This is a genomic window from Paenibacillus sp. JZ16 (genome assembly GCF_015326965.1).
GTDB lineage: Bacteria > Bacillota > Bacilli > Paenibacillales > Paenibacillaceae > Paenibacillus_AQ.
On record NZ_CP017659.1, the window covers coordinates 5,130,997 to 5,157,427 of the forward strand.

A 26,431-nucleotide genomic window follows, 5' to 3' on the forward strand; every position below is an offset into this window, starting at 1 on the left:
CATTAGACAAAGGAGTGGATCACATGACAGCAGGACAGGAACTGATATTTTACATAGGAACCTACGGTTCGGATGAAGAGAATCGCATTCATTGGGGGGCGATGGATCGGGGTACAGGAGAGCTCCGTCTCTTAGGCGGTACGGCGGGTATTGAAAACCCTACCTATCTGGATTTCGATGATTCCATCTCCGTACTGTATGCAGCCAGTGAGAAGGGCGAAAGCGATGTGTCGGCTTATTCAGCCAATCTGGTAACCGGTGAATTAACGCTGCTGAATGTTCAGTCTACCGGCTCATCCGGTGCGTGTCATGTATCCCGGACATCGGACGGGAACTACCTGCTTACGACAGGGTACAGCGATGGACATATATCGGTGCTGGCATTAGAAGAAGACGGTCAGATCGGAGAGCTGGTCTCCAAGATCAAGCACAGCGGACGCGGTCTTCGCGATGACCGTCAATCGGAAGCGCATCCGCATTCGATATTTGAAGACCCCGTCAACAAGTATATCGTGGTCAGTGACCTGGGCATGGATGATGTGAACCTGTATCGGCTGGAGGAAGGCAAGCTGGTCACCCACCGCGAGATCAGTCTTCCGCCAGGCTCGGGCCCAAGGCATGTGTCCTTTCATCCATCAGGCAAGTGGGTGTATGGCACGAACGAACTGAACAGCACGGTAACGGCATACGCAAACGATGGGACATTTGGGGATTTGAAAATATTACAGCATATATCGACGCTGCCAGAGGATGTAGTGTTGGATAACAACACATCGGCCCACCTGCTGGTATCTCCTTGCGGCCGTTATCTGTACGCCTCCAACCGGGGCCATGACAGCATCGTTCAATATGTGATCGACCAGGAGACCGGTACGCTCCGCGCAGTCAACTGGGTGTCTTCCGGCGGTAAAACGCCGCGCCACTTCAATATACTGCCAGAGGGCTTTCTGCTGACGGCGAATCAGGACAATGGTTTGATCGCAAGTTATCGGATCGATCCGGACACGGGTAACCTCGTCTCTACGGGTTATACACTAGAAGTTACGCGCCCGGTATGTATCTGTCCTGTAGAGAAGGCAAAGGCGAATAAACGTTAACTTATATAAAGAAGAAGCAGCCCGAAGATCCGGAAATGGGACTTGAGCTGCTTCTTTTTTTGGTGTTCTTCGCCCGTAGCAATGAACAAGGAACACGGTGTTCAACCTCCGCAAAGAGAGGAAACAGGCTAAGCAAGGTCATAGGAAATCATAGGAATTCATGGGTTTAAAGATTCATTCGATGAATAATTAATGCGCAAAGATATGATTGCCGATTTGCAGCACTTGCGGTCTGGACCAGATCCATTTGCTGGTCGCTGTTTTGGGATTAAAATAGTAAAGGGATTCAAAAGTCGGATCCCAGCCGCGAACGGCATCCAATGCGGCCAAATAGGCGGTCCGGTTCGGGGGGAGCCAGTATTGTCCATCGTCTACGGCTGTAAAGGCCCCTTTTTGAAAGACAACGCCCCGAATATCAATCGGAAATTCGCTGGATTGAATGCGGTTCATGACAACGGCCCCGACGGCAACTTGTCCTTTGTAAGGCTCACCGCGGGCTTCACTGTAAATGACTCTGGCCATGACATCCATTTCGGATTGATTTAACGTATATTTTTTCAGCTGTCTCCAGGTTTGTGCGCCGGTAACTCCATCGGCTGGCACACCGTATTCTTTTTGGAAAAGGGTAACAGCTGTTTTCGTGTTTGCGCCATATTTGCCATCCAACGGCTGCGTGTAGAAGTCCAGCGTTTTCAGGCGATATTGAAGTTCCCAGACATCCCCGTTTTCACTGCCCGGCTTTAACAGCGGAGCTGCCTCCGTCGTTTGGGCGAATGCAGGCATGAACAGAAGAATACTTAGGAAAAGAGCAGAAATTATTTTCCTAGTTGGCTTTCTTATGGTGATCATCTCCTTTGGGGTTGAATTATAAGGATGGAAGCGAGTTCATACAACCCTCAGTAAATGGAAAACCACGCTGTGACTGCGTTCGCGGGCCAAAAATGGTTCTATGGACCGGGGGGGCCCAAACTTGTAATTATTTGAAAAAAAGGTTTGACAGCAGAGGATGGACTTATTACAATAGCTTCATAACATACTAAACAGGTAGGAATTATAATATTTTGTTCTCACCGTATCGACGGAGGAACGCTCAAGGATCAAGAGCAGGCACGGTAGCAAACCGGCTTGACTCTGTTCTGATGAGCCTTCCTCCGTCTTTTTTTGCCATACGGCCTGTTTAGTAGAGAATACCAGGGGGAGTGATCCATATGAAAAAGGTGTTGAAGCAAGGGGTTCTCATCGGATTGACCATGATGTTTACGGCGGCGCTTACGGCTTGCGGTGCAGAGAAAACAGAGACAGTCGCAACCGCCAATGGAGAAGCGCCTGCTTCGGGTTCAAGCAAGCCGAGCGTGGAACTTCTCAATGTTTCTTACGATCCGACCCGCGAGTTATATGACCAGTACAATAAAGCATTCGCGGCGCATTGGGAGAAAGAACAAGGCCAGAAGGTAACATTTAAGCAATCGCACGGGGGTTCAGGCAAGCAAAGCCGCTCGGTAATCGACGGTTTGGAGGCGGATGTGGTGACACTGGCCCTCGGATACGATATCGATGCAATCCGTCAGGCCGGATTGATCAATGAGGGCTGGGAGAGCAAGTTCGAGCATAACAGTGCGCCTTACACCTCGACGATCGTTTTTCTCGTCCGCAAAGGCAACCCGAAAGGCATTAAGGATTGGCCGGATCTGATCAAGGAGGGGGTAGAGGTTATCACACCGAACCCGCAGACCTCCGGCGGCGCACGGTGGAACTACCTGGCGGCATGGGGCTATGCACTCAAGGTTAACCATAACGATGAAGCGAAGGCACAGGAATTCGTGAAAGAGCTGTTCACCCACGTGCCGGTGCTGGACAGCGGCGCACGTGGTGCAACAACCACTTTTGTAGAACGTGGGATCGGGGATGTGCTGCTGGCTTGGGAGAATGAAGCGTATCTCTCGATTAACGAACTGGGACCGGACAAATTCGAAATCGTGAACCCGTCGGTCAGCATTTTGGCGGAACCGCCGGTTGCCGTCGTGGATAAGAACGTCGACAAGCGAGGGACCCGCGAGGTAGCGGAAGCGTACCTGCAATATCTATACAGTGAAGAGGGACAGACGATTGCGGCGGAGAATTACTACCGTCCGACGCTTGCCAGCGTGGCTGACAAGTACAAGGAGAAATTCCCGGCCATCGAATTGTTTACGCTCAAGGATGTGTTTGGAACATGGGAAGAGACGCAAACGAAGCATTTCAATGACGGCGGCATCTTTAATCAGATTTACGTGCCAGGAAGCTGATCGGCATAACCGCCGAAGGCAGGAAAGGATGAGTGGACATGGCTGTACTCCGCGTACAGAAGCAAGGCAGAAATCATCGCAGGGTGCTCCCTGGTTTTGGAATCGGCATGGGACTGACCGTTCTTTATATGAGTTTGGTTGTGCTCGTCCCGCTGTCCGCGCTGCTGCTCAATCAAACCGGACTAACCTGGGAGAAGTTTTGGTCGGTTGCAACCGATCCGAGGGTGCTGACCTCCTACCGGGTTAGTCTGACGACAGCGGCGCTGGCCGCATTCGCGGATACGATATTGGGGTTGCTGCTGGCTTGGGTGCTGGTGCGGTATGATTTCCCCGGTAAAAAATTGTGGGATGCGCTGATCGATTTGCCATTCGCCCTGCCAACGGCCGTGGCGGGGGTGGCTCTAACCGCGATCTATTCCGCTAATGGCTGGATCGGATCGCTGCTGGAGCCGCTAGGGATCAAGGCGGCATTCTCTCCTTTGGGCATTACGCTGGCTCTTATGTTCATCGGCATACCGTTTGTTGTGCGGACGGTCCAGCCGGTGCTGGAGGATGCGGAGCGGGATACGGAAGAGGCGGCTGCTACGCTGGGGGCAGGCCGATGGCGAACGTTTAGCACCATCATTCTGCCAACCCTGATTCCGCCGCTGTTGACCGGATTTGCGCTTGCTTTTGCCCGGGGGATCGGAGAATACGGCTCCGTGGTTTTCATATCGGGGAATATGCCGATGAAGACGGAGATTGCGCCGCTGCTGATCATGACAAAGCTGGAGCAATTTGATTATGCCGGCGCGACGGCGGTTGCCTTGATCTTGCTGCTCATCTCTTTTGCGCTGCTGCTCGGCATCAATATTTTACAACATTGGACGCGGAAAACCGCGCGTTAAGGAGGGGATACCATGGCTGGAACTGTACCCGCTGCCGTTCCCGCAGCGAAACGAAATTCGCCGTCCTCTCCGGCTGCAGCGGAGAAGCCGTGGGTGAAATGGACATTCATAAGTTTGGCTGGGCTTGTGCTGTTGTGGCTTATTGTGCTGCCTCTCATTACGGTGATGTCCGAAGCGCTTAAGAAGGGATGGGACGTCTATATAGCAGCCTTATCCGATCCAGATGCACTATCCGCGCTTCAGCTGACTTTACTGGTAGCGGCCATTGCGGTACCGCTGAATTCGATGTTCGGTGTCATCGCGGCATGGACCATAACGAAGTTCCGTTTTAAAGGGAAAAATCTGTTGATTACGCTGCTGGATCTGCCGTTTGCGGTATCGCCGGTGATCGGCGGGTTAATCTTCGTGCTGATCTTCGGTCGGCAGGGCTGGTTCGGCCCTTGGCTTGAAAGTCAGGATATCAAGATTATTTTTGCCGTGCCCGGCATTGTTCTGGCTACATTGTTTGTCACGTTTCCCTTTGTGGCAAAGGAACTGATCCCGCTGATGGAAGACCAAGGGACGAAGGAAGAGGAAGCGGCAGTAACGCTGGGCGCCAAGGGCTGGCAAATATTCTGGAGGGTTACCCTGCCCAATATCAAGTGGGGGCTATTGTACGGCATCATTCTGTGCAACGCCAGAGCCATGGGCGAGTTTGGGGCCGTGTCCGTTGTATCCGGTCATATCCGCGGTGAGACGAATACGCTGCCCCTTCACGTGGAAATTTTGTACAACGAGTATCAGTTTTCGGCATCGTTTGCGGTGGCCTCATTATTGTTGTTATTAGCGGTCGTAACCCTGCTGCTGAAAAATTGGTTTACGCGAAAAAATGACCATTGACAGTCGTTTCCAACCCATGCTAATGTTAATTCATACTATGTAGGTTGGAAAAGGATGAATAATGAACGCGTGCAGGTAGGTTGCCACTTCGACTTGTGGGATGAGTAAATAGATTGGGGCTTTGCCCGGTGAGGAGGCGTATCCATGGCTAAACCTTTAAAAGTGGATGAAATGTGGCTCGAACGCATAGCAAGCCTGCTGAACGACATGGAATTCGGTTCGCTGCAAATCGTAGTGCATGAGGGTCAGATCGTTCAGATGGAACGAACGGAGCGCAAGCGTTTCGAGAATACGGCCTCCGGAGCGGTCAAGACGTCCCGGGCATCCGGCCAACAACGAAGAACGAGCGCAAGATGACCCCGCAAGGTTGTCGAGTATCGAGATAAGAACTTCCATCGATGCCATGAAGTGCACCTTATCCAATAGACTTTGGAAAAACACCCTGGAGTGTCAGCCGATGTAGTCTAAGGGAGTGCGCTTCAGCATTTATGCGGGAGTTCTTTTCTTTTTTGTAGAAGGAATGCGGTATGGAAGAGCGTGATATCCGATAATATCTGCCTGCCCCAAAGGATTGCGAAAATAAAAAAACAGCCCGGCCGATGAATTTCGGTGCGGGTTGTTTTTCGTAATACTCATGTCGCTGTTGTCTTATCTGGACCGCAGAGGACTGCTGCTAATCTCCGGTTCACTGGAATGTGCCGTCTCACTAAGAGGGTCGTGATCTCCCGCAGGATGAAGAAATTGTTCCATTAGCTCCGGGTGCCCGGCATAGGGCCGCTCACGCCGCTGGCGAGTGGCCGTAACTCGGAAACCCGCCAGATACAGCAAGCATTGGGTAGCCAAAACGTAAGGTGAGGCCTCGTTCCAGATCAGATTAAACAGGGCTGAAGCTACAATCAGCAGATGCAGCACGGTATAGATAACGCCATGCGTTCTTCTTCTGGAGTCCATCAACAATCGATAGAAAGAGATCGTGGCAATCATGTTGGAGAGCCATAGACACCATACCTCGGGGTTTGTCCAGACAGAGGATTGCCTTAGTTCTTGAACGAGAATCGTCGTCCATAGGATTGCAGCACCTAGTGAAAGGGCAGGTATTGCAGGTTTCAAGAGCAGCCATAACCCCATACCCCAACCTGGTTTCTCGAGCCGTCCAACCAGCTCGTCGCGCTCCTTCATAAGCCTGTTGATCTCGCGGTCCAGCAGCTTGTGAAGTGTTGTCAATCTGGATTCATCACGATCACTTAGAAAGGTATCAATCTGTTCGTGGAGCTCCCGAGTCAACAGGTCAGCGGATTTGCATTCCTGCAGAAGCCGGATAAGCAGATCCTCGGGGACAGCCGTTCGGGTCGGTCGATTGATAAGGGTTCCCAGAGGCCCGGCCAGTCTGGTGTAAATCGTCAAGGACTGACGAATGCGGGCGAGTGAATCCTTGCGTGCACCCAGTAGCCGGGATGCACTGTATATGTACAGGCCCGTAAATACCGCAGTGGCAAGAAGCACAGCCACAAGCGTGTCGAGTGAGCCAAAGATATCATTCATCCATTCCGTAAGGGACAAGCGGATCCCTCCTTCAATATTCTATCTTTCACTATTGCACAACAAGGGAGGGATTTCAAGCTGATTCGGTAACAGGCAGCTATGGAGAGCATAGGGGGTTGCGTATAACGTTACGTCATATCCTATAGTCACCTTAGGAGGGGATTGAAGTGAAACGAAAAAAAAGATGGGTACTCTTGGGTAGTATTCTCATTGCGATACTAGCTATACTGACGGTAATAGGCTTCCTATTTAGAGATGACGGGTCGTTAAGCGGTTTTGTTACAGAGGATGGGCAGAAGGAATATGCGGCAGCTTATGGTGAGGCGATGAGTCACTTACCAGAACCGGTTGAATCGATTAAGGTTCATACCGATTTTGGCGTGGTACAGCTCTACAAGTTCCAGGGGAGCGATACACCGCATAAAACACCCTTGCTGCTGCTTCCCGGTAAGGGATCTGCTACACCCATGTGGGAGGCCAATCTAAGCGGCTTTCTAGAACACAGGCCTGTATACACACTTGATTTGATAGGAGAGCCGGGTTTAAGCACAGAAACCAGACGGATTGAAACCGCAGCGGACCAAGCAGCATGGTTAGGGCAAGTGCTGGATCAGCTGCCGGAATCAGAGATCCACCTATTAGGGCTGTCGTTCGGCGGGTGGAGTGCGGCGAATGTGGCGCTCAAGCATCCTGAGAAGATTCACTCGCTCATATTGCTGGACCCTGTCTATGTGTTTGGCCCCATTCCACTGAAAATGATACTGGTATCCATTCCGGCGTCTGTGCCCATGGTGCCCAAACCGATCCGGGAGAAAATGCTCAGCTATATATCCGGCGGGGCTGAAGTTGATGACAGCGACCCGACCGCCAAATTAATCGAAACCGGTATGCGGACATTCAAGAGCAAGTTGCCTATGCCGGAAGCCATCAAGCCGGAACGATTAGCTGAGCTGACGATGCCGGTGCTCGGTATTTTAGCTGGACAATCGACGATGCACCATGCTGAAAAGTCGTATCAAACGGGGAAGGATTCTCTGAAAGACCCTAATAGCGAGATGGTCGTATTTGAAGATGCTTCGCACGCAATTAACGGGGAATACCCTGAAGAGTTACTGGAAACAATAGAAGCTTTTTTAGCGAAAATCGAGTAAGGGACAAAGAAGGGATGGGTTCATGGAAAAAAAATATTCCGTAAAAGAACTCAGTCAATTGTCGGGAATAACTCCGCGAACCATTCAGTATTACGATAATGAAGGGATTCTTAAGGCGGAGCGGGATGAGCTGGGGCATAGAGTATATTATGATAAACAGCTGTATGTACTTGAACAGATTATGTTCTATAGAGCCATCGGTTTCTCTTTAAAAAAGATCAAAGAACAATTGATCGTGGGCACCGAGGAGCAGGATATCGAGAACATTCTAGATTACCAGGCATCGGTCCTCTATTCACAGAAAGAGAGTATCCAAGCCAAGCTTGACGGATTGCATGTCGCAAAGGAAATGATGAAAGAAGGTTACACCGTACCCTGGGAGCTGTTAGCCCATCTCATGCGTTCATTGAATGAGGTTGATATGTCGGCTTGGAAAGAATACGAATTTTCGGAGGAAGACTCTCGACTATTTCGAACAGTATTTAACTCTGAGCAGGCGGCATTGGGTTTTTACAATACGTTCAGAAAAATATCGCTGCAAGCTGCAGCTTATAAGGCCTCAAACGTTCCCATCGAGTCCCGTTTAGCCAGAACCTTAGCCGAAGAATGGCAACGGATGGTTCAACGTGTGACACATGGCGACGAACGGATTCATCCTGCCTTCTTAGCAGTCGATAGAAATCGGGATCAATGGAACAAGGGAGAGCGTCAGCTTGTAATGGAAGCAGAACAATATTTGCAGGACGTCTTGAAGCGCTATCCTGATCGTGAATGAGCTGCATTGCAGCCCAGGTTCTGCTTCCTATGCAGGAAGCTTAAATCGTACTCTACTGTTTACAAGGCTAATATTTTTTTGTTGGCAAACAATTTTTCCCCAAGGCAACATAAGGGACCGAGCCGCATATAGTATATGAATAAGACGGTAGCATCGTAAGAGAGGGAGGGGCCGGGGGATGGAAGTGCAGGTAAAAAAAGGGCCGCTACAACGCGCGAAATTGACGGTCGGTTATGTACTGCTTCTCATGTTGACGGTTTAAGAGCGAGCAGGCCTTTTACCGATGGAAGAGGATGAGTTCCTTCATCTAAAATATAAAGATGGCGCCAGAGGAAAACACCCTCTTGAAACGCCATCTTTTTTATTCCCATTATGAAATAATCGCGATGTTATCGATCGGAGTCATGCAATGCTTTCCAGTATCTATAGTCATGAATGGCGAACCCGGAGAACGAAGGATGCTTCTCCGCTTTGATACATACCTTGGATAGCTGTTCCTCCATATAGGACGTGCCTTCCTCAAAAAAGGTAATGTAAGCTCCCTCATTGCTCGATTTGGTCTCTACGGCAATTAAGGCTTCCTTGCCAAGTTCATCGGCTTCCTTAAGCTCGGCAGCAGCGACTTTATAAATGGTATCTGCCTGATCACGATAGGCCATAATGACGACCTGGTCGAACTGCTGGATCATCCACCGACTGATCGACATCGACTGGTCCGGCAGCTGGTAGCCGTGCAGCCAGAATGTCATGTCGGAACCGATGGGCAGATTCAGTGTGTGCGCTTCCTGGACCAGATAGCGGACGCTCGCTTGCCATTGCTTTACCACGGAGGCTTGATTTGTTTTCCACTCAGTCAGCACATGCGGCTCGATATCGACATGAATGCCGGTGAAGCGCTCATTCGGAGCAGCCGATGCCTGATATTCAGCAGTCCATTGAATGAAGGTCTCCAATCGGTGACGTTCCGATTCCAGCGCCCAGTTAGGCGCGCCGCCGAGGACATGAACCTCGATCCCCTGATCGCCTGCGTGGCGAATAAAGCTGCGGTAATACTCGGGCCGAACATCGCGGTTCATCTGCAGATAGAGCACATTGACCCCTTGACTGGAGGCAAAACTCAGAATGTCGTCAGCTGAATCTTGAATCTGCGGGGTGTCCCAGAACCAGGTCGCCTTTTGGCGGGGTTCGGCCGTAGCCGTATCGGGGTGAAGAGACAAACTGCTTAGCAGCAGCAGACTGCCAGCGAGACAGAGGGCCAGCAAGCGAACGTATTTTTTTTTCATTATATGGATAATCTCCTTTACATACGATTAGCTCATAGGAAAACGGCAAATTCCAACAAGCACACAACATTAGTATGGCGATGTAAGTCATTATTCGAGTTATATTTGTTCGTAAATATGCACTTGTGTATTCTATCGGCGAAAATAATATGGTGTTACATAGGTCTAAAGATCTATTGTTTTGAGAAAAAATGAACGAGTGGAGTTTGAAGATGTCTTCATGGGGATAAGTAAATAGAAGGTGTGACAGCCCGAAACGGCTATAGACGGCACCAGGTGTTTATAATACTACTTAAGATTCAAGAAGAGCCATTCATCACCAGGGGTGATGTAGTATAATTTCTAAGCGAAGGAGCGATGAACATGAAGGTAGCATTAATTGGAGCAAGCGGAACGATCGGGAGACGAATTACGGAGGAAGCGCTGCGACGGGGGCACGAAGTTACTGCGATTTTGCGTAATCCGGATCGATTGGATGCAGAGCATGAGCAATTAAAGAAAGTTAAAGCGGATGTAATGGATCCTTCATCATTAGAAGAGGCGATTCAAGGGCATGATGCTGTTATTAGCGCTTTCGGTCCGAAGTTCGGCCGGGAAGAGGAACTCGTTGCAGCCGCACGCACGATTGTGGAGGGGACGAGACGTGGCGGCGTAACCCGACTGTTGATCGTTGGCGGCGCTGGCAGCTTGATCGCCGACAGCGGCGTACCGCTTATGGATACCCCGGAATTTCCGGAGGAGATCAGGCCGCTTGCCCGTGCGCATGCGGATGCTTACGATCTGTATAAGGAAAGCGATCTGGAATGGACGTATGTCAGTCCGGCAGCGATTATTGAGCCGGGGAAACGTACCGGACAGTTCCGGATCGGCATGGACCGCCTGGTGACTGACGAGAGCGGAAGCAGCCGAATCTCGGTTGAAGATTTCGCGGTAGCGGTGATCGATGAGCTGGATGATCCGCAGTTTATTCAGTCCCGTTTTACCGTTGCTTATTAATAGACAGGCATCCTGAGTCGCCAAAGCGTTTGCGTAGGATATATCGAAGCAAAGGGGAGAGCTTGGATGTATGTTGTGACGTCTGAACAGATGAGGGCACTCGACAACCATACGATTTATCAAATCGGCATTCCGGCCATAGCCCTGATGGAAAATGCAGGTAAGGCGATTGCCGAGGAAGTCCTGAAGCTGTGCCTGGAGCGTGATAGAGTGAGCCGTTCTGATTACGGAGGCACTGGGACAGCAGGAAAGGCTCGGTCCTTCATGTCCGAGGACGGGCGGGGTGAACAGCGGCTATTCTTACCGGAGCATTCGGCTGCGGCGGAGGCTCTTACCGCCGGGGATGACCTGGCTCTGGAGATGAGCCGTCCGTCGCCTGTCATCGACGGAGACGCTCGATTGCCCACCGCGCTTGCAGCGCAGGAGCACTGGCTCATTCTGGTGGGCAAGGGCAATAACGGCGGCGACGGGGCGGTCGCCGCCCGGCATTTGCGTGACGCCGGTATACGCGTCACGCTGCTCTATGCCGCCGAGCCGTCCGCGTTAGCCGGCGAGGCGGCGGTGCAGCGGGATGCCGCGGCAGCGCTTGGCATCCCGGCTCTGGTCCACGGCCGTGATGCCGTGGACTACGGCGCGTACACCGGCATCGTGGACGCGCTGCTCGGCACGGGCGCGGCGGGAGCGCCCCGCGGCACTTACGCCGCGCTGATCCAGGCCGCCAATGACAGCGGCCTGCCGATTGTGTCCGCGGATATTCCGAGCGGACTGGACGCCGATACCGGCGCGCGGCACGAGCCGTGCATCTCGGCCGCGGTGACGGTATGCCTCGCATTCCTGAAGCGAGGCTTGGTGCAGTACCCCGGCGCCGAGGCGGCCGGCCGGGTGGTGGTCCGCGCCATCGGCATCCCGGCATCGCTGTGCCGGGAGCAGGGCGTCAGCACGCATCTGCTCACCCCGCATGTCCTTCGGACCGAGCTGGGTGTGGACGTGGCCTGCTACCGCTCGCCAGATGGACATAAGGGCACCTACGGTCACGTGCTGACCGTAGGGGGCAGCCGCACGATGAGCGGCGCAGGCCTGCTCGCTTCCCGGGCAGCACTTCGTGCGGGCTGCGGCCTGGTGACCTGGGCGCTCCCTGCAAGCCTGGTGCTGCCGCTGAGCGGAGCCGCGCCCGAGGTGATGCTTGCCCCCGCCACAGGCGAGGAGAGCGGCGGCTACTGGGATGAAGCCTCCGCGGAGCAGGTGCTGGAGCTCGCCAAAACCCGCGATGTGCTGGCCGTAGGTCCGGGACTTGGCCGTTTTGAAGGAGATGCCAGATGGCTCCGCCGTTTGTGGGAAGAATGGGAAGGACCGCTGGTGGTGGATGCCGATGCGCTGAATATGCTGTCCGCGGCCGGTGATTTCGGCACTTGGAAGCCGCGCGGTGCGGCAACCGTGCTGACCCCGCATCCGGGGGAGATGTCCCGGCTGCTGGGCATCCCGACCGCCGAGCTGCAGCGGGACCGGATCGGTGTTGCCGCATCGTTCGCGACCGGGCACGGGGTTACCCTCGTGCTCAAGGGGGCACATACCGTCGTGGCTTCGCCGGACGGACAAGCCTACATCAACACAACCGGCACCTCCGGCATGGCGACCGGAGGCACCGGGGACGTGCTGACCGGCATCATTGCCAGCCTGCTGGCGCAAGGATATGCCGGTCCGTCTGCAGCCGCGCTTGGCGTGTGGCTGCACGGCCGTGCCGGCGAGCGGGCCGCGCGGCACCGGGGACATCCCGCCTCGGTCATCGCCGGGGATGTCATCGAAGCACTTTGACGCGAAGAGAAAGGCCCTCATTGCGAGAGCACTGCAAAACGAAAACAGTTATTGTAAAACACAATCCAGTGCCGCGAAGGGTGCTGGGTTTGTTTATATTGGAGAAAAAGTGAGATGAGTCGTGTTGCTTCAGCAAGCCAGACAATTTACCGCATCGTTCCATTGGGGCAAAATAGCAAGGTCTATTCTGTTTCATAGGTATCATTGTTCTCTCGAATCACTTCCATAAACTCCAAGACAATCGTTGACATGGCATCCTCTTGGGACATGTAGATATATTGACTGATTCTCATGATATCGTCTTTGTATAAATCAATGAGCTGCAGGATGGCTTGAACATCGTTCCGCTTTGCAGCTTGCAGCAAGGTTATGAATTCGCGATCTGAGATAACTTTTGAATCATTTTTCTTTTCCATCGGTTCACCGCCTGTTGAGAGATATGGAGCTGCTTGGCGACTTCCACTTCCGTGAGGTCTTCGATGAAGAGTTTATATATAATGGTTCTCCCTTGCGGGGGCAATGAATCCAATAATTGACCAATCCAAATACGATCATCGGATCTAGCATGAAATGAGCCTGTCTGCACGATGCTAAAATCAGGGTAGGGGAGCGGGGGGAATGTTCTTTATAAGGACAGCAGAAAAAGGACAGCTCCTATAAAAACCGAGCTGTCCTCTTCTATCTCATGCTATTGGAGTGTAACCTCAGGATTGAGTGTGATCTCAAAGGCGCGCCACCAGATGAAATCAGGATTGTCATAAGCGAGCGAAGCAGTAAACCTATATTTTTTTCAAACCCGTCCTCCAAATCAACAAAAAAGGAGATCAAAGAAGTTCGAAGAATCATTATAAGTAGGGGAGAGAGCTTGAGTAGTGAATGAGGAGACCACAGGAAAGGTTCCCAGCGTTCACGGCTAAGTCTGTATCGATTCCAACAACAGCTACGAGGTGAATAAAGAATGGATAAACAAGCAGCGGATATTGCTGCCAATGAAATGCCTGAAGGAACCCAGATTATCTATGGCGAATTTGCTGAACGGGGGGCTATTATTCCTGTTCGTATCGTCCTGATGTAGTTTATGCGAAATACGGTGATGCAGAGAGAAGGCTCCAGATCATTGTTCCGCATCGGGCTGGGAGTCAATTTCCCTTAGTGATTTTCGTTCAAGGCTCGGCTTGGAGAAAACAAGACACCTATGCGATGATTCCAAATCTCTGTCAAATCGCAGCAAAGGGTTATGTGGTCGCAAGTGTGGAGATCAGGGAATCCGACATCGCACCGTTCCCGGCAGCGCTTGAAGATGTGAAGTGTGCAATTCGGTTTATGCGCAAGAATGCTGCAGAATATGGTGTTGATCCGAACCTTGTCGCGGTATGGGGGGATTCATCGGGCGGGCATCTGGCCTTAATGACAGGACTTACCATAGGCGAATATAATAACGGCCTTTATAGCGAACAGTCGGATGAGGTCAGCGCAGTCATCGATTATTATGGGGTATCCGACCTGCTTACGTTAGGCAAATATAATGATATTCTTGACCATGATGCAGCCGATTCTCCGGAAGGTTTGTTCATTGGAGGAAGGATACCGGATCATGTGGAGCAGGCGAAGAAGGCTAGCCCTCTCCATCAGGATTTGGATAAGAAGCTTCCGCCGTTCCTCATCATCCATGGTGACAGCGATAACGTGGTCCATGTGAACCAGAGCATAGAGATGTATAAGGCGCTTAAGGAACACGGACAGAAGGTGTTGTTCTACAAGGTTGTAGGCGGGGACCATGGGGGAGGTGTATGGAGTCCGCAGGTGCTTGATATAACGGAGAGGTTTTTGTCTGCCCACTCATATCGACCAAATCATCGATAATCCGCAATAGTTTACCCGCCAATCGGCTTATAACGAACCACCTAGTAAAGGACCTCGAATCCCACGATTGGGGGATAGAGGTCCTTTAATGATCAGCCCAAATTCAACTCCTGGTGGGGGAATTACTGATTTCTTCTTTTCTCTAAATTCTGCATGAAGGCTTCTTCATTCTCAAACAATCCGACGCCCATAAGATAGGAGATCATACGCGGTAAGTCCGTGTTATCGATCAGGCCAACGAATTCGTTGGCACCTTTGCCGTAAGCGTATAACGGCAGTTCTTCCCCGGTATGGTTCCGGGAGCCCCAACTGATCAATGCGTGTCCGGATAACACCGTACCGATTTCGTTGATGAGCGTGGTATCGTTATTCCAGTTGACGTTCGCCAAGTCAGCAGCATCTTCTTCAGTCAGCTTGATGCCGGCAATCGGCTCGGCAACTTTTTTCACATCGACCCAATACGCGGTTGTAACCTTGGAATCTTCACCACTTCCATAGGCTACCTGCATCCCAATCAGCTCAGCCATGGATTTCAGATTGAAATACGCCGTGCCGTTCTCCACAAAGAAGTCGGCGTTTTGTTTCTGGGAGGAGGCTGTTACGATCCCCTGAGGCAAGTGTACCTTGAATGTCGAACCTGCAACATCAACATCAACCGTGAGATCGTCGGCATGGTACTCAAGGGTTCCGTCCAGTTGGGCTGCGATTTCCCTGAGCGGCAGGTAGACGTTGTTGTTGACTGAGCGAGCGGAACTTCCAACATCTGTAGTGATTGCTCGGGATTTCAGTTCGGCGCCGATGGTGTTCGAGCTGCCGGTGGCATTTTTCAAGACGGCGATGTTCTCCTTATAGCCGCCGGGTGTATTGCCGATGTTCATACCGCCTGTTTCGTGGTCTCCAACGATAACAACCAGCGTGTCCGAGTTGTTTCTGGCATATTCAAGCGCGACGTCCACCGCTTCTTCAAACGCCAGCATATCCGAAATCATGGCGATAGGGTCGTGGGCATGGCCGGCCCAATCAATCTGGCTGCCCTCTACCATAAGGAAGAATCCCTTGTCGTTCTTGCTAAGTGTATCCACTGCCAGCTTGGTCATTTCAGCCAAGCTTGGGACATTTTGTTTGTCGCGATCGATTTCATACTTCAGATCGCTCATGGCAAACAGGCCAAGAATTTGATCCCCGTCTACTTGTCCAATTTCGCTGCGATTCGTAATGTACTCATAACCCGCAGATTTTGCTTCCTCTACCAGATTGCGTTCCGGCTGTTTGCCTCCTTCCGACTCAGGCAAGAACATATCACGGCCACCGCCGAGAATGACATCGACATTATTGATATATTCAGTAGCCAGTGCTACTTCATTGCCGCGACTTGGGTCGTGAGCAGTGAAAACCGCCGGAGTTGCATGCGTAATCCGAGATGTAGCGACCAATCCAGTAGACTTGCCGCTCTCTCGAGCTGCGTCGAGAATCGAATCCGGTTTCACACCGTCCGGCGTAACCGAAATAACACCATTATCCGTTTTGTATCCGGTTGCCATCGCTGTACCTGCGGCGGCGGAATCCGTAACATTGGTATCAGCAGAGGCGGTCTTCATTAATCCTTTCACATAGCGTTCAAAGGACAGTTCTTCGCCCTTGTAAATCCGTGTTGCCGTCAAATAGCTAATACCCATGCCGTCGGGAATCAGCAAAATGACGTTTTTGGCGCTGCCCTTCTCCTCCGCACTGACAACGCTTACTAAACTGCTCCAAATGAGCATAAATGCGATAATCGCTTTTGCCGTCCTGCTGTAGAATTTTGAAGACATAATCTAACCTCCTACAATTGGGATAGTTTTACTATAGTATGATTCTATTAACAGGTTGTTTGAGGAAAGTTAAGGCAATGTTAATTAGTTGTTTTAGAGGTATGCAAGCGGATGCGGGAAGGGGATTATTCAAGCAGGAGAGTGGAAAACTGCAGTTCTGATGGATGCATATCTATACTTTTTTCGCACTCGCATAGTCATTAAAGGTATAATTTCATTCTTTACAAACTGACGGAGGTCAGATAGTATGTTTCCATACTATAATTTTGGAGGTTCATATGGAAACGAAAGTGATAGAAGTCAGAAGGGCTGCTTTATGGGGGAGATCCTTTATTTTTATTATGGCTGCCAATGCCCTTCTGTTTATGGTGTTTGAAATGATGCTTCCGACATTACCACTGTTTGTCTCGCATCTTGGCGGAGGGGCTTCGGAAATAGGGATGGTAACGGGGGTGTTCATGTTCTCGGCGATCTTAATTCGTCCATTTACTGCGAAACTGGCAGCGCGTATGGATAAAAAGTATCTGCTGTTGATCGGCATCGCAATATGTGCGGCAATGACAGGTCTATACTACCTTGCGTCAGGTACAGCGATGATTTTGGTCCTCCGGGTTATCCATGGGTTTGGGTTTGGAATAGCGACCACGTACTTCGCTACCTTAGCGACAGAGAACATTCCAGTGGAACGCCGCGGGGAAGGAATGGGCTATTTTGGGGTAGGGGAGACCGTGGCGGTCTCGGTCGGACCTTTAATCGGGATGAGTGTGTTGACTCAATATGATTTTCACGGCCTCTTTTTCGGAGGTATGTTTATTTTGCTCCTGGCACTGCTGATGGCTGTGTTCGTCTCCCGGAAGCCACATACTGGCACTGTGGAAGACCATCCGGAAGTTCCTTTTAAGCTGATTGAAAAAAGAGTACTCTTTCCTTCACTGCTCATCATGCTGATAGGGGTTGCGGCAGGCTCAATCATGTCGTTCATCGCGCTATACGCTGCCGAAAAAGGATTTGATAAGATAGCCTGGTTCTTCTTTATCGTTGCTTTGGCCAGCTTCGCGGTTCGTCTTGTATCCGGAAAAATGTTCGACCGTCTCGGTCCAGGCTCCGTGCTTGTGCCCTCAGCTGTATTTATGGGTGTAGGCATCTGGTTGCTTACACAATCCGGAAGCGAAGCGTGGTTTCTCGTGTCGGCGGCCGTCTACGGACTAGGCTTCGGTGCTGTTTTCCCAGCGATTCAGACCTGGTGCATCAATCTGGTGGATGAACATGAGCATGAGAATGCGATGGCTTCCTTCTTCAACTTTTTTGACCTTGGCATAGGTGGAGGAGCGATGATTCTGGGTTTGGTTGCTTCAGCATTCTCCTATGAAGTAGTGTATGATATAGCTATAGTCATCATGGTCTTATACTTGCTGCTGTATATTGGTTATGCGAGGAAGAAGAGAAACGGATAAGTGAATGCATCGTGTCGGAGGTAAAAGCAGTTGAGTAAAGACAAAATTAAGGAAATTGCGATTCAACACTTTAATCGTTATGGGTACGAGGGGACCCGGATGGCAAAAATCGCCGAAGAGGCAGGGATCCGCAAGCAGTCGCTTTCTTATCATTATTCGAGCAAAAAGGAGCTGCTGCTGGAACTGTATGAGGAAGCGGTGCAAAGTGAAATCGAATTTGTACGCCATTATTTTCACCGTGTCGGTGAATCGCCCTGGGAAGACAGATTGTATAACTTCCTGGTGGAGCATAAGAACCGCTTCTTGATGCATCCTAACGTAAACTTAATGTTTGTGTTTTCATTTATCCCGCCGCTTGAAGTGAATGACTATGTCTTATCTCAATACAGACATTATCTTGCCGTGCTAAAAGGGGAGCTGACCGCTTTATTTGAGGAGGCTGGACACACATCACCGGAGGAATGTTCGGTAGCCTATGTTACCCTATTGGACGGACTTGATGTGCAGCTGGTCTATGAGACACATCAATCTTACGAGCGCACGATGACGATTGCCTGGAGAGTATTTCTTGCCGGAATCCGGCATGCTTAAGCTAGATTTGGGCGGAAACAATGTTCTCCACTTCGAACGCCAACGAGAATATCTCAAATTTCTCTCCATCCCATTGCTCTCATTTTAGAGATCCGAGGACGGGCACTTACGTGCCTTTTTTTTTGTGTTCACCGATCTGTACAAGAGGTTAAGATTTCTAAAATTGCGCTGGGACGGAACCGTCTGCGGCAGGCGAGGGCGCCGGCGGTGATAGCGGAGGGGTCACTCTGGAATTTCTGTATTGGGGAGATGATGCCCAAAAGCAACTGGTAGAAGCTGCGATAGCCCAATATACAGCAGATACGGGCGTCAAAGTCAATGCCCAGGTGCTGCCAGCGGACGGATCGCTGGATACCTTTATCCAGACACGTCTGGCATCCGGGGAGCTGCCTGACATCAGCTACATGGGCGAAGGAGACATTCAGAAATATTACGAAATGGGCATTTTGGCCGAGATCGGGGATCTGCTCGACAGCGGAGCCATCCCGCAGAAGCTTGATGCCATTACGATCCATTCTCCAGATCAAAAGGTGATCGGCGTTGGGCTGTCCAACCAGATGGAGCTGCTCTTCTACAGCAAGTCCAAATTCGATGCCGCCGGCATTCCTTATCCTCCAACCAAGGTGGAAGATGCCTGGGACTGGGATACCTTCGTGAACTATGCCAAGGCATTGACTACCGATACGAGTGGCAAAACGGCGGCAGATCCCGGCTTTGAAGCTGCCAAAACGCAAGATTACGGGCTTGGCTTTACCGCAGGCCGCGAATTCCATCATTTCTGGGCGGCGAACGCAGCCGGCAGCGGCGTTGTCTCTGCGGACGGCCAGCAGTTCTTATGGGATTCCCCGGAATCGATTGAGGGCATTCAGAAGCTAGCGGATCTGGTCAATAAAGACAAGGTGACCTCCAGCTTCTCCTATACGTGGAACTCGGGTATCGGTTCGGCGGTAGATGCGCTCAGCGGCGGTTATGCCATGGTGATCAGCGGTTCTTGGGACCTCGCCAATATCAAGGGGAACGAAGATATCGGCGTTGGAGTGCTGCCGAAAATAAAGCAGGCCGTGACGATGAATTGCGGAGCACCGCTCGTTGTGTACAACACATCCGAGCATATTGAAGAAGCCAAGAAATTCTATGCCTATATGGTCAACCCGGAGAACAGCTTGAGCCTGCTGAAGTCCGGCGCCTGGCTGCCCAATCAGGCGGATTGGTACACCGATCCCGAGCTGATCGACAAGTGGACGGCGGATCTGCCTGTCAGCGCCAAAGAAACGATATTGAGCTACTCCACGACCAAGGATGCCATCGTACAATGGCCGGCCTATTATGTTCCCGCTTATCTCCGAATGAACACGGAATACGAGAAGAACATCGATCAGGCCCTATTCGGTGAGAAATCGGTCCAGGAAGTGTACGATTCCGTCATGCCGACCATCAAAACCATGTGGAGAGCGGAAAAGTGTCTGAATAGCCGACAAAATGACGATTACAGGAAAGGGCTATGAACATGGAGATCGAACGCAAAACTTCGGCCCCGCCAGCTTCCATAAATTCCTTCACAAATCGACGAACTGCTCTAACGGTCGATCACCGGTAATAAAAGGGATGTAAGCATGAATTTCGAAAGCGCATAAGATCAATGCAAGATGCTAAAGCAGTGGCGACTTAAGATGTAAAAATGTAGGAGTTTCCCATGCCCGGTAGAGACGGAAGCTTACAGCGGATGGGCGCAGCTGTTCGTTACGATCAAGATGCTCAATTGAAAATGGTAAAGGACTCATTCTAAAACAGCTGGCGGTGCCATCTAGCTGGACCCTGCCAAGACCTCGCCTTACGAGTTCTAACAGTTCTGGCTGAATACCGGTGATCGTGACGTTATCAAATACCTGAAATATTTCACCTTCTTGTCCAAGGAAGAGATTGAAGAGCTGGCAGTTAAGGTAGAGACAGATTCAGGCAAGCGCGAAGCGCAAAAGATACTGGCTGAAGAAATGACCAAGTACGTCCATGAGGAAGAAGCGCTGGCACAAGCGCTTAAAATCTCTCAAGCCTTGTTCAGCGGAGATATTAAATCTCTAACAGCGGATGAAATCGAGCAGGGCTTCAAAGAAATGCCTACATTCGAATCAACGAAGGAAGCTAAAAATATCGTGGATTGGCTGATAGATCTGGGTATCGAGCCAACCAAGGGCCAGGCAAGAGAAGACATCAACAATGGTGCGATCTCCATGAATGGTTAAAAGGTCACCGATCTAAATACAGAAGTGAGTGCAGATACCTCCTTCGACGGCCGCTTCGCCATCATCCGTAAAGGGAAGAAGAAATACAGCCTTGTAAGATTGGTGGACTAGGTTCATTTCATTTTGATGAATATGCACCCCTTAGGAAGACAGGAGAATCTACAGTCTACCTAGGGGGTGTTTTATCCTTCTGCTGGTATCAGTAACAATCAGTGGAAAAAATCAGGTACTGCATTCGTCTGTGGATTGGTAGAAGAGGGGGGCCAAGTAGGAAGAGCAGCCCTGTTTCTCGTAAAAGGGGATATGATCATCATAGGGCTGTCCTAACTAGTCAAGAAATGGCTAATTGGAACAGCCTTTTTTGTTGAGAGCTGAGTATCAAATAGATTATTAGTTTAGCTGTAAAGCGTATTCACTGCATTTATAGAGAAAAAATAAATATAACACCAAAAATTGTAAATGTAAATGATAGATTACACATAAAATAGAATTATTATGTATTATTATGTATTTAAAGGTTGAATATGGTTAACGGAGCTGATGGCTATGAAAGTACATATTTTTGTTACAAATGATTGTAATTTGAGCTGCGATTACTGTTATGTATCTGGACTAAGAGAGAAACTGTATTTCGGTTCAGAGCTTGTTAATTCGTTGATCACTTTCATTAATAACGTGTTAGAACTTAATAAATCTGAGAGTGTAACCCTGAATTTTTTTGGGGGAGAACCTTTACTTAATAAGCGTGTGATAGAAGACATTATTAAAGCATCAAACAAAATAAAAGTAAAAACATATTTTATGATGACAACAAACGGAACATTATTGACGAAAAGTAACATAGATTTTCTTGTAAAACATAATTTTATTTTATCAGTTAGCATTGATGGTACACCAGAGGTTCACAATCGATACAGAACTTATTCTAATGGAGAACCTTCTTGGGAGAAAATAGCACCTAATTTAGAGTATTTATTAGAGAAGCTCCCTCATGTGACTGCGCGAATAACTTATAATACTGAAAGTGTCTCTAAGCTTTATCCCAGTGTTGTATTTGTATCTGAACTAGGTTTTCAAGAAATTAAACCCATACCTGATTTTTTTGATGAAAAATGGGATGAGGAGCATTTTTTAATACTTAGAGAACAATTTAAGTATCTTGAAAGCTTCTCACAGAATAATAAAAATATCCATCTTTCCGTTTTGGATAGAACTTTAAAAATACAAGGAGATTGTAGTGGAGGAGTCAGTAGTTTCGCAGTTAATGCCAATGGAGATATATATCCTTGTAACTATGTTGTAGGTGAAGAACAGTTTTGCATAGGAAATATTAAAGATAGTGAAAAGTATGAATTGCATACCTTTCCTACTGATCATTCAGAACGATTTGAGTGTGAAGGTTGTTCTTATTTTAAATCATGTACAAGCTCTAGATGTATATTTGTGAATTATAAAATGACTGGCGAAATGTGCAAACCGAGTGGATTCTTTTGCGCTTATGAGCGTTTGGAATGCTCTTATGCTAAGACAAAATAGTTATCTTATAGCTTGATAATTTTGAAAAGCTATATGATATAGAGCCTGATTTGAAAGGAGGTGAGAAGATGAAAATTAATCCTGAGAAAAAGGAAGATTTGAAGTTAGATGTTAAAGGTTTTGGTTGTTGGAATGATTGTAATGTTTATTACGCTAATGATACAAGTACTTATGGATGTGGGTGGAAACCAACTCCTCATAATAGTTGGTTTTCATAGTAAGTTTGTAAAAAGGTGCGTTGTGACTGCAACGCACCTTTTTACTTAATGTATTGTAGATCTAATGAGCAGCCCATTCCTGATAATTTTTCAACCTGTCAGTCAGTGAAGTATGAGTGAGAAACAATGATCTGTTAATTTATAATGGGGTGAAAATTAATGATGCCAAGTCCTAGAGTTAGATTTAATAAAAACTATAGAAAATTAATAAAGAACGAATACATGATTTTAGGAAACATTTTTAATGGTCTTTGGATAAAATGTCCAACATATGTATATGAGTTTCTAAATAATTGGATTGAAAAAGAATATACTGTTAGCAATATGCTTGATGAATGTATGGATGTAGATACAAAGGAATATCTAAGTAATATGATCAAAACATTGGTTGGTATTGAAATCATTGATTATTATGACAAACATACACCAGATAATAAAGCAATAAAACATGTAACATTTGAGTTAACTACTGGTTGTAATTTAAGATGTAGCCATTGTTGTGTAAGTTGTGGGGAAATTGCCCGAGAGGATATGAGTTTTGAACTGTTAAAACAATTAATTAAATGGTGTGAGAAAAATGAAATTCGGAGTATTGCGTTGACTGGTGGAGAAATATTCATTCGGCATGACATTTGGGATATTTTAAACTATGTAAGAGCAAATTTCACTGGTTCAATTGAAATTATGACTAATGGAACTTTATTAAGGGAAAAGATGATTCCTGATCTTAAAGCCCTGGTTGATTACATTTCGATCAGTCTTGACGGTTATGATGAAGAAAGTGTATTGAAGATTCGTGGTCCAAAGGTTTTCAACAAAGTTAAGAGCACCATAAAAAGTTTGCAACAATCGGGACTTGAAAATATTAGTCTTTCTATGGTTTTGACCAAGGACATGATAACACACCAAAACAAGTTCCGAGAATTATGTTTATCTCTAGGTGTTACCCCCATTATGAGAGTTTTTACTCCTGAAGGTAGGGCAGATAGTAATTACGAGACCCTGAGTCCCCCATTCAAAATAAAGAACAAGAATGAACTTACAGAAGTAGAGCTAACTAGTCTTCAGAATGCTATAAATTTTAAATGTAGCTGTAATCTTAGCTCTAAAATATTCGTATGTTGTGATGGGTCCATATATCCCTGCTTTTTGACTAAAAATGAGAAGAATAGATTAGGGAGTACCAATGATTTGTTAGACGGTAAGTTAAAAGAAGCTGAGATAGTTCCGATTGTAGATACAATAGACGAATGCCGAGATTGTGATGTGAGGTATTTCTGCGCTACAGCATGTCCGGGACATGATAGAAATATTTTTATGAATGAGAAATATAGAAGTGAGATGTGTGATCAAATGAAGCCTTATTACAATATGATTGTATGGAAATGAATAGCACTACTCCAATTCTATATGAAAAGAAAATTACGGTAGCAGTTATTGATAGTGGACTCAGTAGTTTGCAGGTCAATACTAAAATCAAATTTTCATGCAGCTTGTTAGGGGACGATAGTATTGAAGATGGACATGGACATGGTACTGGTTTGGTAGGTATGTTAAGTGAATTTTGTGGCAACAGGATAGAATTCATAATTATTAAAGTTTTAGACGATAACTGCAGAGGTTCATCAAAAACACTCATAAAAGCGATGGATATTGCCATTGACTTGCAACCGGATATTATAAATCTTAGTTTGGGCACTGAAGACATGTCTTTGAGAAGCGAATTTGTAACAAAATGCAAACTAGCTATCACTAAAGATATTCTTCTAATAACGACAACGAATGAGAATGAAAGAAGTCTACCTTTTATATTAGATGAAACTATAAGAATAAAATCGAGTAAACAAATCGTTGATACTGAACAATTATATATAGATCAATATTCTACATTTTATACTTTAGGCATCCCGCACATCGTTCCTTGGAAAAATGGCAAGTACGTTTTTATTAATCGAAATAGTTTCGCTCCCCCTTATTTCATTCGTAAGTTTTTGGATTATAAATTGAGAAATTCCTTGAATAACTATAGCACTGTGACTGAAATTAAGAAAAATTGTTCCAATATTGCTGAACTTAAAACTAAGGAATTAAAATTTGAGATCCCATCTGATTTTGATTTTTACAGAAGTCTACTTGAAATCACACAAAGGTATATTCCTCAGTTTGAAGAACAAAAAATAACATTTGCTCAAGGTTTAAAAATGAATGACTGTATAGACATATTAGTAGATACAGAAAAAAAATTTGGGATAAAGATACCTTTTACCTATTTCAACATTAATGACTTTACTTATATCTCAAATTTATCTAACAAAATTAATAAAGTGCTCTATTTTCATCTTTCTTAGGAGGAACTATGAGCAAACATAAGCGAATGATCATCGATCAAATAAAAAAACTGAAGATGCAGATTATAGGGATTATTTTCTTAACGATAATTGCCGCAATAATCGAGCTATCTATTCCATACCTTACTCAGAAGATTATCGATTTAGGAATATTGCATAAGGATTTTCAATTTGTAGTTCTATTAACATGTCTAATAATTGTGCTTTATATTATGTTATCCGTAATGAATTCTTGCATTAATCTAATGTTTGCAAAGGCAAGTGTAGAAGTTATTACTAATCTAAAAAAGGACATAATTACAAGGTTGCTCAGGTTTCCGGTTTCGTTTTTTGATAAGAATAAAACAGGATATGTCATTTCCAGAGTAGAAGAAATTGATACACTTAATGCATTGTTTTCTCCCGTTTTGATGGTTTTTTTAAAAAGTGTTATTTCATTTATCGGAGCATTTTTTGTAATTCTGGCTATACGTTGGGAGTTGCTCCTGTTTGCACTAGTTTGTTTACCTGTTCTCTTTTTTATCACTAGATATACTTCCAAACAAGTATTAAACACATCAAAGGAATTAAATGAATCAGCTGCAGAAGTTCAAGGTGAAATTCATGAAGATATTGCAGGTTTATCTGAAATGAAAAATTTCAATCTTGAAGAACATAAAGAATCTGAAATTAAGAAGTATTTTAGTGTGATTGCGAAAAAGTTAATGAGAAGGAATGTTTTTACAGTTGTTGGCAATGAGGCGAATTCCTTATTTGCCCTTATATCAAGGTCGATGTTTATCATTTTAATAAGCTATTACATTATTAATGGGGAGCTGACGGTTGGATCATACTTTTCATTGTTATCGTATATATCCAATTTGTTTACTCCTGTACAGATGTTCTCATCCATTAGTCTCTCCATTCAACCTGCCATTGCAGTCTTATCCAGAATGAGCTTTTTTATGGACAACGAAATTGAAGAAGGAAGCAAAGGGACAGTATTAATTAACAATATTAATACTATTCAGTTCAAAAAGGTTTACTTCTCCTACCCTGACAACGAGCGAGAAGTCTTACGTGATATAAATATAGAACTAAGTGAAGGAAAAAATTTGTTTGTGTATGGGCCTAATGGAAGCGGGAAGTCAACAATTGTAAAATTATTACTGGGGTTTTATACTAATTATGGCGGAGAAATTTTAGTGAATGGATACAATCTCAAGGACATAAATATTAATGATTTGAGAAGAAAAATAGGAATTGTTTCTCAGAAAATATACTTATTTTCTGGTAGTATCATGGATAATATTAAACAATGGGATGGGGGAATCACAGACGAGGAAGTTTATCGTGTTTTGGAGGAGTATGGATTATCAAGTGTTTTGAAAGATGAAAGTTATCATCATATTGGTGAGTCAGGAAAGAACTTATCAGGTGGTCAAATGCAAGAGATTGCACTCTCAAGAGCAGTTTTGAGACGACCGAGTTTATTTATTTTTGATGAGCCGACTTCGAACTTAGATATACAAAAAAAGAAAAATTTGTACAGCTCTTGAATAAGCTAAAAAACAACTTATGTATAATTATAACACACGACGATTACTTGATGTCAAAAATGGATCGTGAGCAAGATATACTTTTAGATATATCCGATCCTGAGCTGTTGCGAAAGAGGAATGAG

The 26,431-nt window shown here is 47.1% G+C and carries 25 protein-coding genes and 1 pseudogene; 19 read left to right on the top strand and 7 right to left on the bottom strand.

Going from position 1 to position 26,431, the window contains the following annotated elements; genetic code table 11:
• The first annotated feature begins 23 nt into the window (after window positions 1-23).
• Window positions 24-1,097, top strand: a complete 1,074-nt coding sequence (locus tag BJP58_RS23105) for a lactonase family protein (protein WP_194540734.1) — start codon at window positions 24-26, stop codon at window positions 1,095-1,097.
• A 189-nt stretch (window positions 1,098-1,286) separates the two neighbouring features.
• Here BJP58_RS23105 and sleB read toward each other — a convergent pair whose 3' ends face one another.
• Window positions 1,287-1,946, bottom strand: coding sequence for a spore cortex-lytic enzyme (sleB, locus tag BJP58_RS23110; RefSeq protein ID WP_194540735.1), 660 nt, complete (start codon window positions 1,944-1,946; stop codon window positions 1,287-1,289).
• 359 nt (window positions 1,947-2,305) lie between these two features.
• On the opposite strand from sleB, the gene BJP58_RS23115 reads away from it, so the two are divergent.
• From BJP58_RS23115 to BJP58_RS23130, 4 genes are all read left to right on the top strand, one after another.
• Complete coding sequence (locus BJP58_RS23115; protein ID WP_194540736.1) at window positions 2,306-3,382, top strand: sulfate ABC transporter substrate-binding protein; 1,077 nt, start codon at window positions 2,306-2,308, stop codon at window positions 3,380-3,382.
• Between the two features lie 38 nt (window positions 3,383-3,420).
• Window positions 3,421-4,269, top strand: coding sequence for a sulfate ABC transporter permease subunit CysT (cysT, locus tag BJP58_RS23120; RefSeq protein ID WP_194540737.1), 849 nt, complete (start codon window positions 3,421-3,423; stop codon window positions 4,267-4,269).
• Window positions 4,270-4,281: 12 nt separating this feature from the next.
• A complete protein-coding gene (gene cysW, locus BJP58_RS23125; RefSeq protein ID WP_194540738.1) occupies window positions 4,282-5,148 on the top strand; it encodes a sulfate ABC transporter permease subunit CysW in 867 nt (288 codons plus the stop codon).
• A 144-nt stretch (window positions 5,149-5,292) separates the two neighbouring features.
• Window positions 5,293-5,505, top strand: a complete 213-nt coding sequence (locus BJP58_RS23130; RefSeq protein WP_071222142.1) for a YezD family protein — start codon at window positions 5,293-5,295, stop codon at window positions 5,503-5,505.
• A 129-nt stretch (window positions 5,506-5,634) separates the two neighbouring features.
• On the opposite strand, the gene BJP58_RS23135 is transcribed toward BJP58_RS23130, so the two are convergent.
• Both BJP58_RS23135 and BJP58_RS23140 read right to left on the bottom strand, forming a co-directional pair.
• Window positions 5,635-5,784, bottom strand: coding sequence for a hypothetical protein (locus BJP58_RS23135; protein ID WP_194540739.1), 150 nt, complete (start codon window positions 5,782-5,784; stop codon window positions 5,635-5,637).
• A gap of 12 nt (window positions 5,785-5,796) precedes the next feature.
• Window positions 5,797-6,690 carry a hypothetical protein gene (locus tag BJP58_RS23140; RefSeq protein ID WP_233354735.1) on the bottom strand — a complete coding sequence of 298 codons (894 nt, stop codon included), beginning with the start codon at window positions 6,688-6,690 and terminating at the stop codon, window positions 5,797-5,799.
• 167 nt (window positions 6,691-6,857) lie between these two features.
• Between BJP58_RS23140 and BJP58_RS23145 the strand changes: the two genes are divergently transcribed.
• Together BJP58_RS23145 and BJP58_RS23150 are read left to right on the top strand one after the other, a co-directional pair.
• The gene (locus BJP58_RS23145; RefSeq protein ID WP_194540741.1) at window positions 6,858-7,841 is read left to right on the top strand and encodes an alpha/beta fold hydrolase; all 984 of its coding nucleotides are present in this window, start codon (window positions 6,858-6,860) and stop codon (window positions 7,839-7,841) included.
• 22 nt (window positions 7,842-7,863) lie between these two features.
• Window positions 7,864-8,616, top strand: a complete 753-nt coding sequence (locus BJP58_RS23150; protein ID WP_194540742.1) for a MerR family transcriptional regulator — start codon at window positions 7,864-7,866, stop codon at window positions 8,614-8,616.
• Window positions 8,617-9,005: 389 nt separating this feature from the next.
• On the opposite strand, the gene BJP58_RS23155 is transcribed toward BJP58_RS23150, so the two are convergent.
• A complete protein-coding gene (locus BJP58_RS23155; protein WP_194540743.1) occupies window positions 9,006-9,899 on the bottom strand; it encodes a hypothetical protein in 894 nt (297 codons plus the stop codon).
• Between the two features lie 363 nt (window positions 9,900-10,262).
• Here BJP58_RS23155 and BJP58_RS23160 point away from each other — a divergent pair, with 363 nt between their 5' ends.
• Together BJP58_RS23160 and BJP58_RS23165 are read left to right on the top strand one after the other, a co-directional pair.
• Window positions 10,263-10,895, top strand: coding sequence for an NAD(P)-dependent oxidoreductase (locus BJP58_RS23160; protein ID WP_194540744.1), 633 nt, complete (start codon window positions 10,263-10,265; stop codon window positions 10,893-10,895).
• Window positions 10,896-10,961: 66 nt separating this feature from the next.
• Window positions 10,962-12,707, top strand: coding sequence for an NAD(P)H-hydrate dehydratase (locus tag BJP58_RS23165; protein ID WP_194540745.1), 1,746 nt, complete (start codon window positions 10,962-10,964; stop codon window positions 12,705-12,707).
• Window positions 12,708-12,889: 182 nt separating this feature from the next.
• Here BJP58_RS23165 and BJP58_RS23170 read toward each other — a convergent pair whose 3' ends face one another.
• Together BJP58_RS23170 and BJP58_RS23175 are read right to left on the bottom strand one after the other, a co-directional pair.
• On the bottom strand, window positions 12,890-13,123 hold the full coding sequence (locus BJP58_RS23170; protein ID WP_194540746.1) for a helix-turn-helix domain-containing protein: 234 nt from the start codon (window positions 13,121-13,123) through the stop codon (window positions 12,890-12,892).
• Complete coding sequence (locus BJP58_RS23175; RefSeq protein ID WP_233354736.1) at window positions 13,075-13,293, bottom strand: sigma-70 family RNA polymerase sigma factor; 219 nt, start codon at window positions 13,291-13,293, stop codon at window positions 13,075-13,077. The genes BJP58_RS23170 and BJP58_RS23175 overlap by 49 nt, the downstream gene beginning before the upstream one ends.
• A 566-nt stretch (window positions 13,294-13,859) precedes the next feature.
• Between BJP58_RS23175 and BJP58_RS23180 the strand changes: the two genes are divergently transcribed.
• Window positions 13,860-14,570, top strand: a complete 711-nt coding sequence (locus tag BJP58_RS23180; RefSeq protein ID WP_199341188.1) for an alpha/beta hydrolase — start codon at window positions 13,860-13,862, stop codon at window positions 14,568-14,570.
• 122 nt (window positions 14,571-14,692) lie between these two features.
• Here the strand turns inward: BJP58_RS23180 and BJP58_RS23185 are convergent, their stop codons facing one another.
• Window positions 14,693-16,381 (bottom strand): alkaline phosphatase, encoded by a 1,689-nt coding sequence (locus BJP58_RS23185; RefSeq protein ID WP_194540747.1) that lies wholly within the window; start codon window positions 16,379-16,381, stop codon window positions 14,693-14,695.
• A 278-nt stretch (window positions 16,382-16,659) separates the two neighbouring features.
• On the opposite strand from BJP58_RS23185, the gene BJP58_RS23190 reads away from it, so the two are divergent.
• The 9 genes and pseudogenes from BJP58_RS23190 to BJP58_RS23230 all read left to right on the top strand — a co-directional run bounded on the left by BJP58_RS23190 (window position 16,660) and on the right by BJP58_RS23230 (window position 26,306).
• Entirely contained in the window at window positions 16,660-17,835 is a 1,176-nt protein-coding gene (locus tag BJP58_RS23190) for an MFS transporter (protein ID WP_194540748.1), read from the top strand.
• Window positions 17,836-17,865: 30 nt separating this feature from the next.
• Window positions 17,866-18,426, top strand: a complete 561-nt coding sequence (locus BJP58_RS23195; RefSeq protein WP_194540749.1) for a TetR/AcrR family transcriptional regulator — start codon at window positions 17,866-17,868, stop codon at window positions 18,424-18,426.
• A 266-nt stretch (window positions 18,427-18,692) separates the two neighbouring features.
• Window positions 18,693-19,931 (top strand): extracellular solute-binding protein, encoded by a 1,239-nt coding sequence (locus tag BJP58_RS23200; RefSeq protein WP_267907913.1) that lies wholly within the window; start codon window positions 18,693-18,695, stop codon window positions 19,929-19,931.
• A 279-nt stretch (window positions 19,932-20,210) separates the two neighbouring features.
• Window positions 20,211-20,777 (top strand): annotated as a pseudogene (tyrS, locus tag BJP58_RS23205) (tyrosine--tRNA ligase); the annotation flags it as partial.
• A gap of 435 nt (window positions 20,778-21,212) precedes the next feature.
• Entirely contained in the window at window positions 21,213-22,202 is a 990-nt protein-coding gene (locus BJP58_RS23210) for a radical SAM/SPASM domain-containing protein (RefSeq protein ID WP_194540750.1), read from the top strand.
• Window positions 22,203-22,270: 68 nt separating this feature from the next.
• Window positions 22,271-22,420, top strand: coding sequence for a hypothetical protein (locus BJP58_RS23215; protein WP_194540751.1), 150 nt, complete (start codon window positions 22,271-22,273; stop codon window positions 22,418-22,420).
• A 159-nt stretch (window positions 22,421-22,579) separates the two neighbouring features.
• Window positions 22,580-23,809, top strand: a complete 1,230-nt coding sequence (locus BJP58_RS23220; RefSeq protein ID WP_194540752.1) for a radical SAM protein — start codon at window positions 22,580-22,582, stop codon at window positions 23,807-23,809.
• Window positions 23,800-24,768: a S8 family serine peptidase gene (locus tag BJP58_RS23225; RefSeq protein WP_194540753.1), complete on the top strand. Its 969-nt coding sequence runs from the start codon at window positions 23,800-23,802 to the stop codon at window positions 24,766-24,768. The genes BJP58_RS23220 and BJP58_RS23225 overlap by 10 nt, the downstream gene beginning before the upstream one ends.
• An 8-nt stretch (window positions 24,769-24,776) precedes the next feature.
• Window positions 24,777-26,306, top strand: coding sequence for an ABC transporter ATP-binding protein (locus BJP58_RS23230; RefSeq protein WP_194540754.1), 1,530 nt, complete (start codon window positions 24,777-24,779; stop codon window positions 26,304-26,306).
• The last annotated feature ends 125 nt before the right edge of the window (window positions 26,307-26,431 follow it).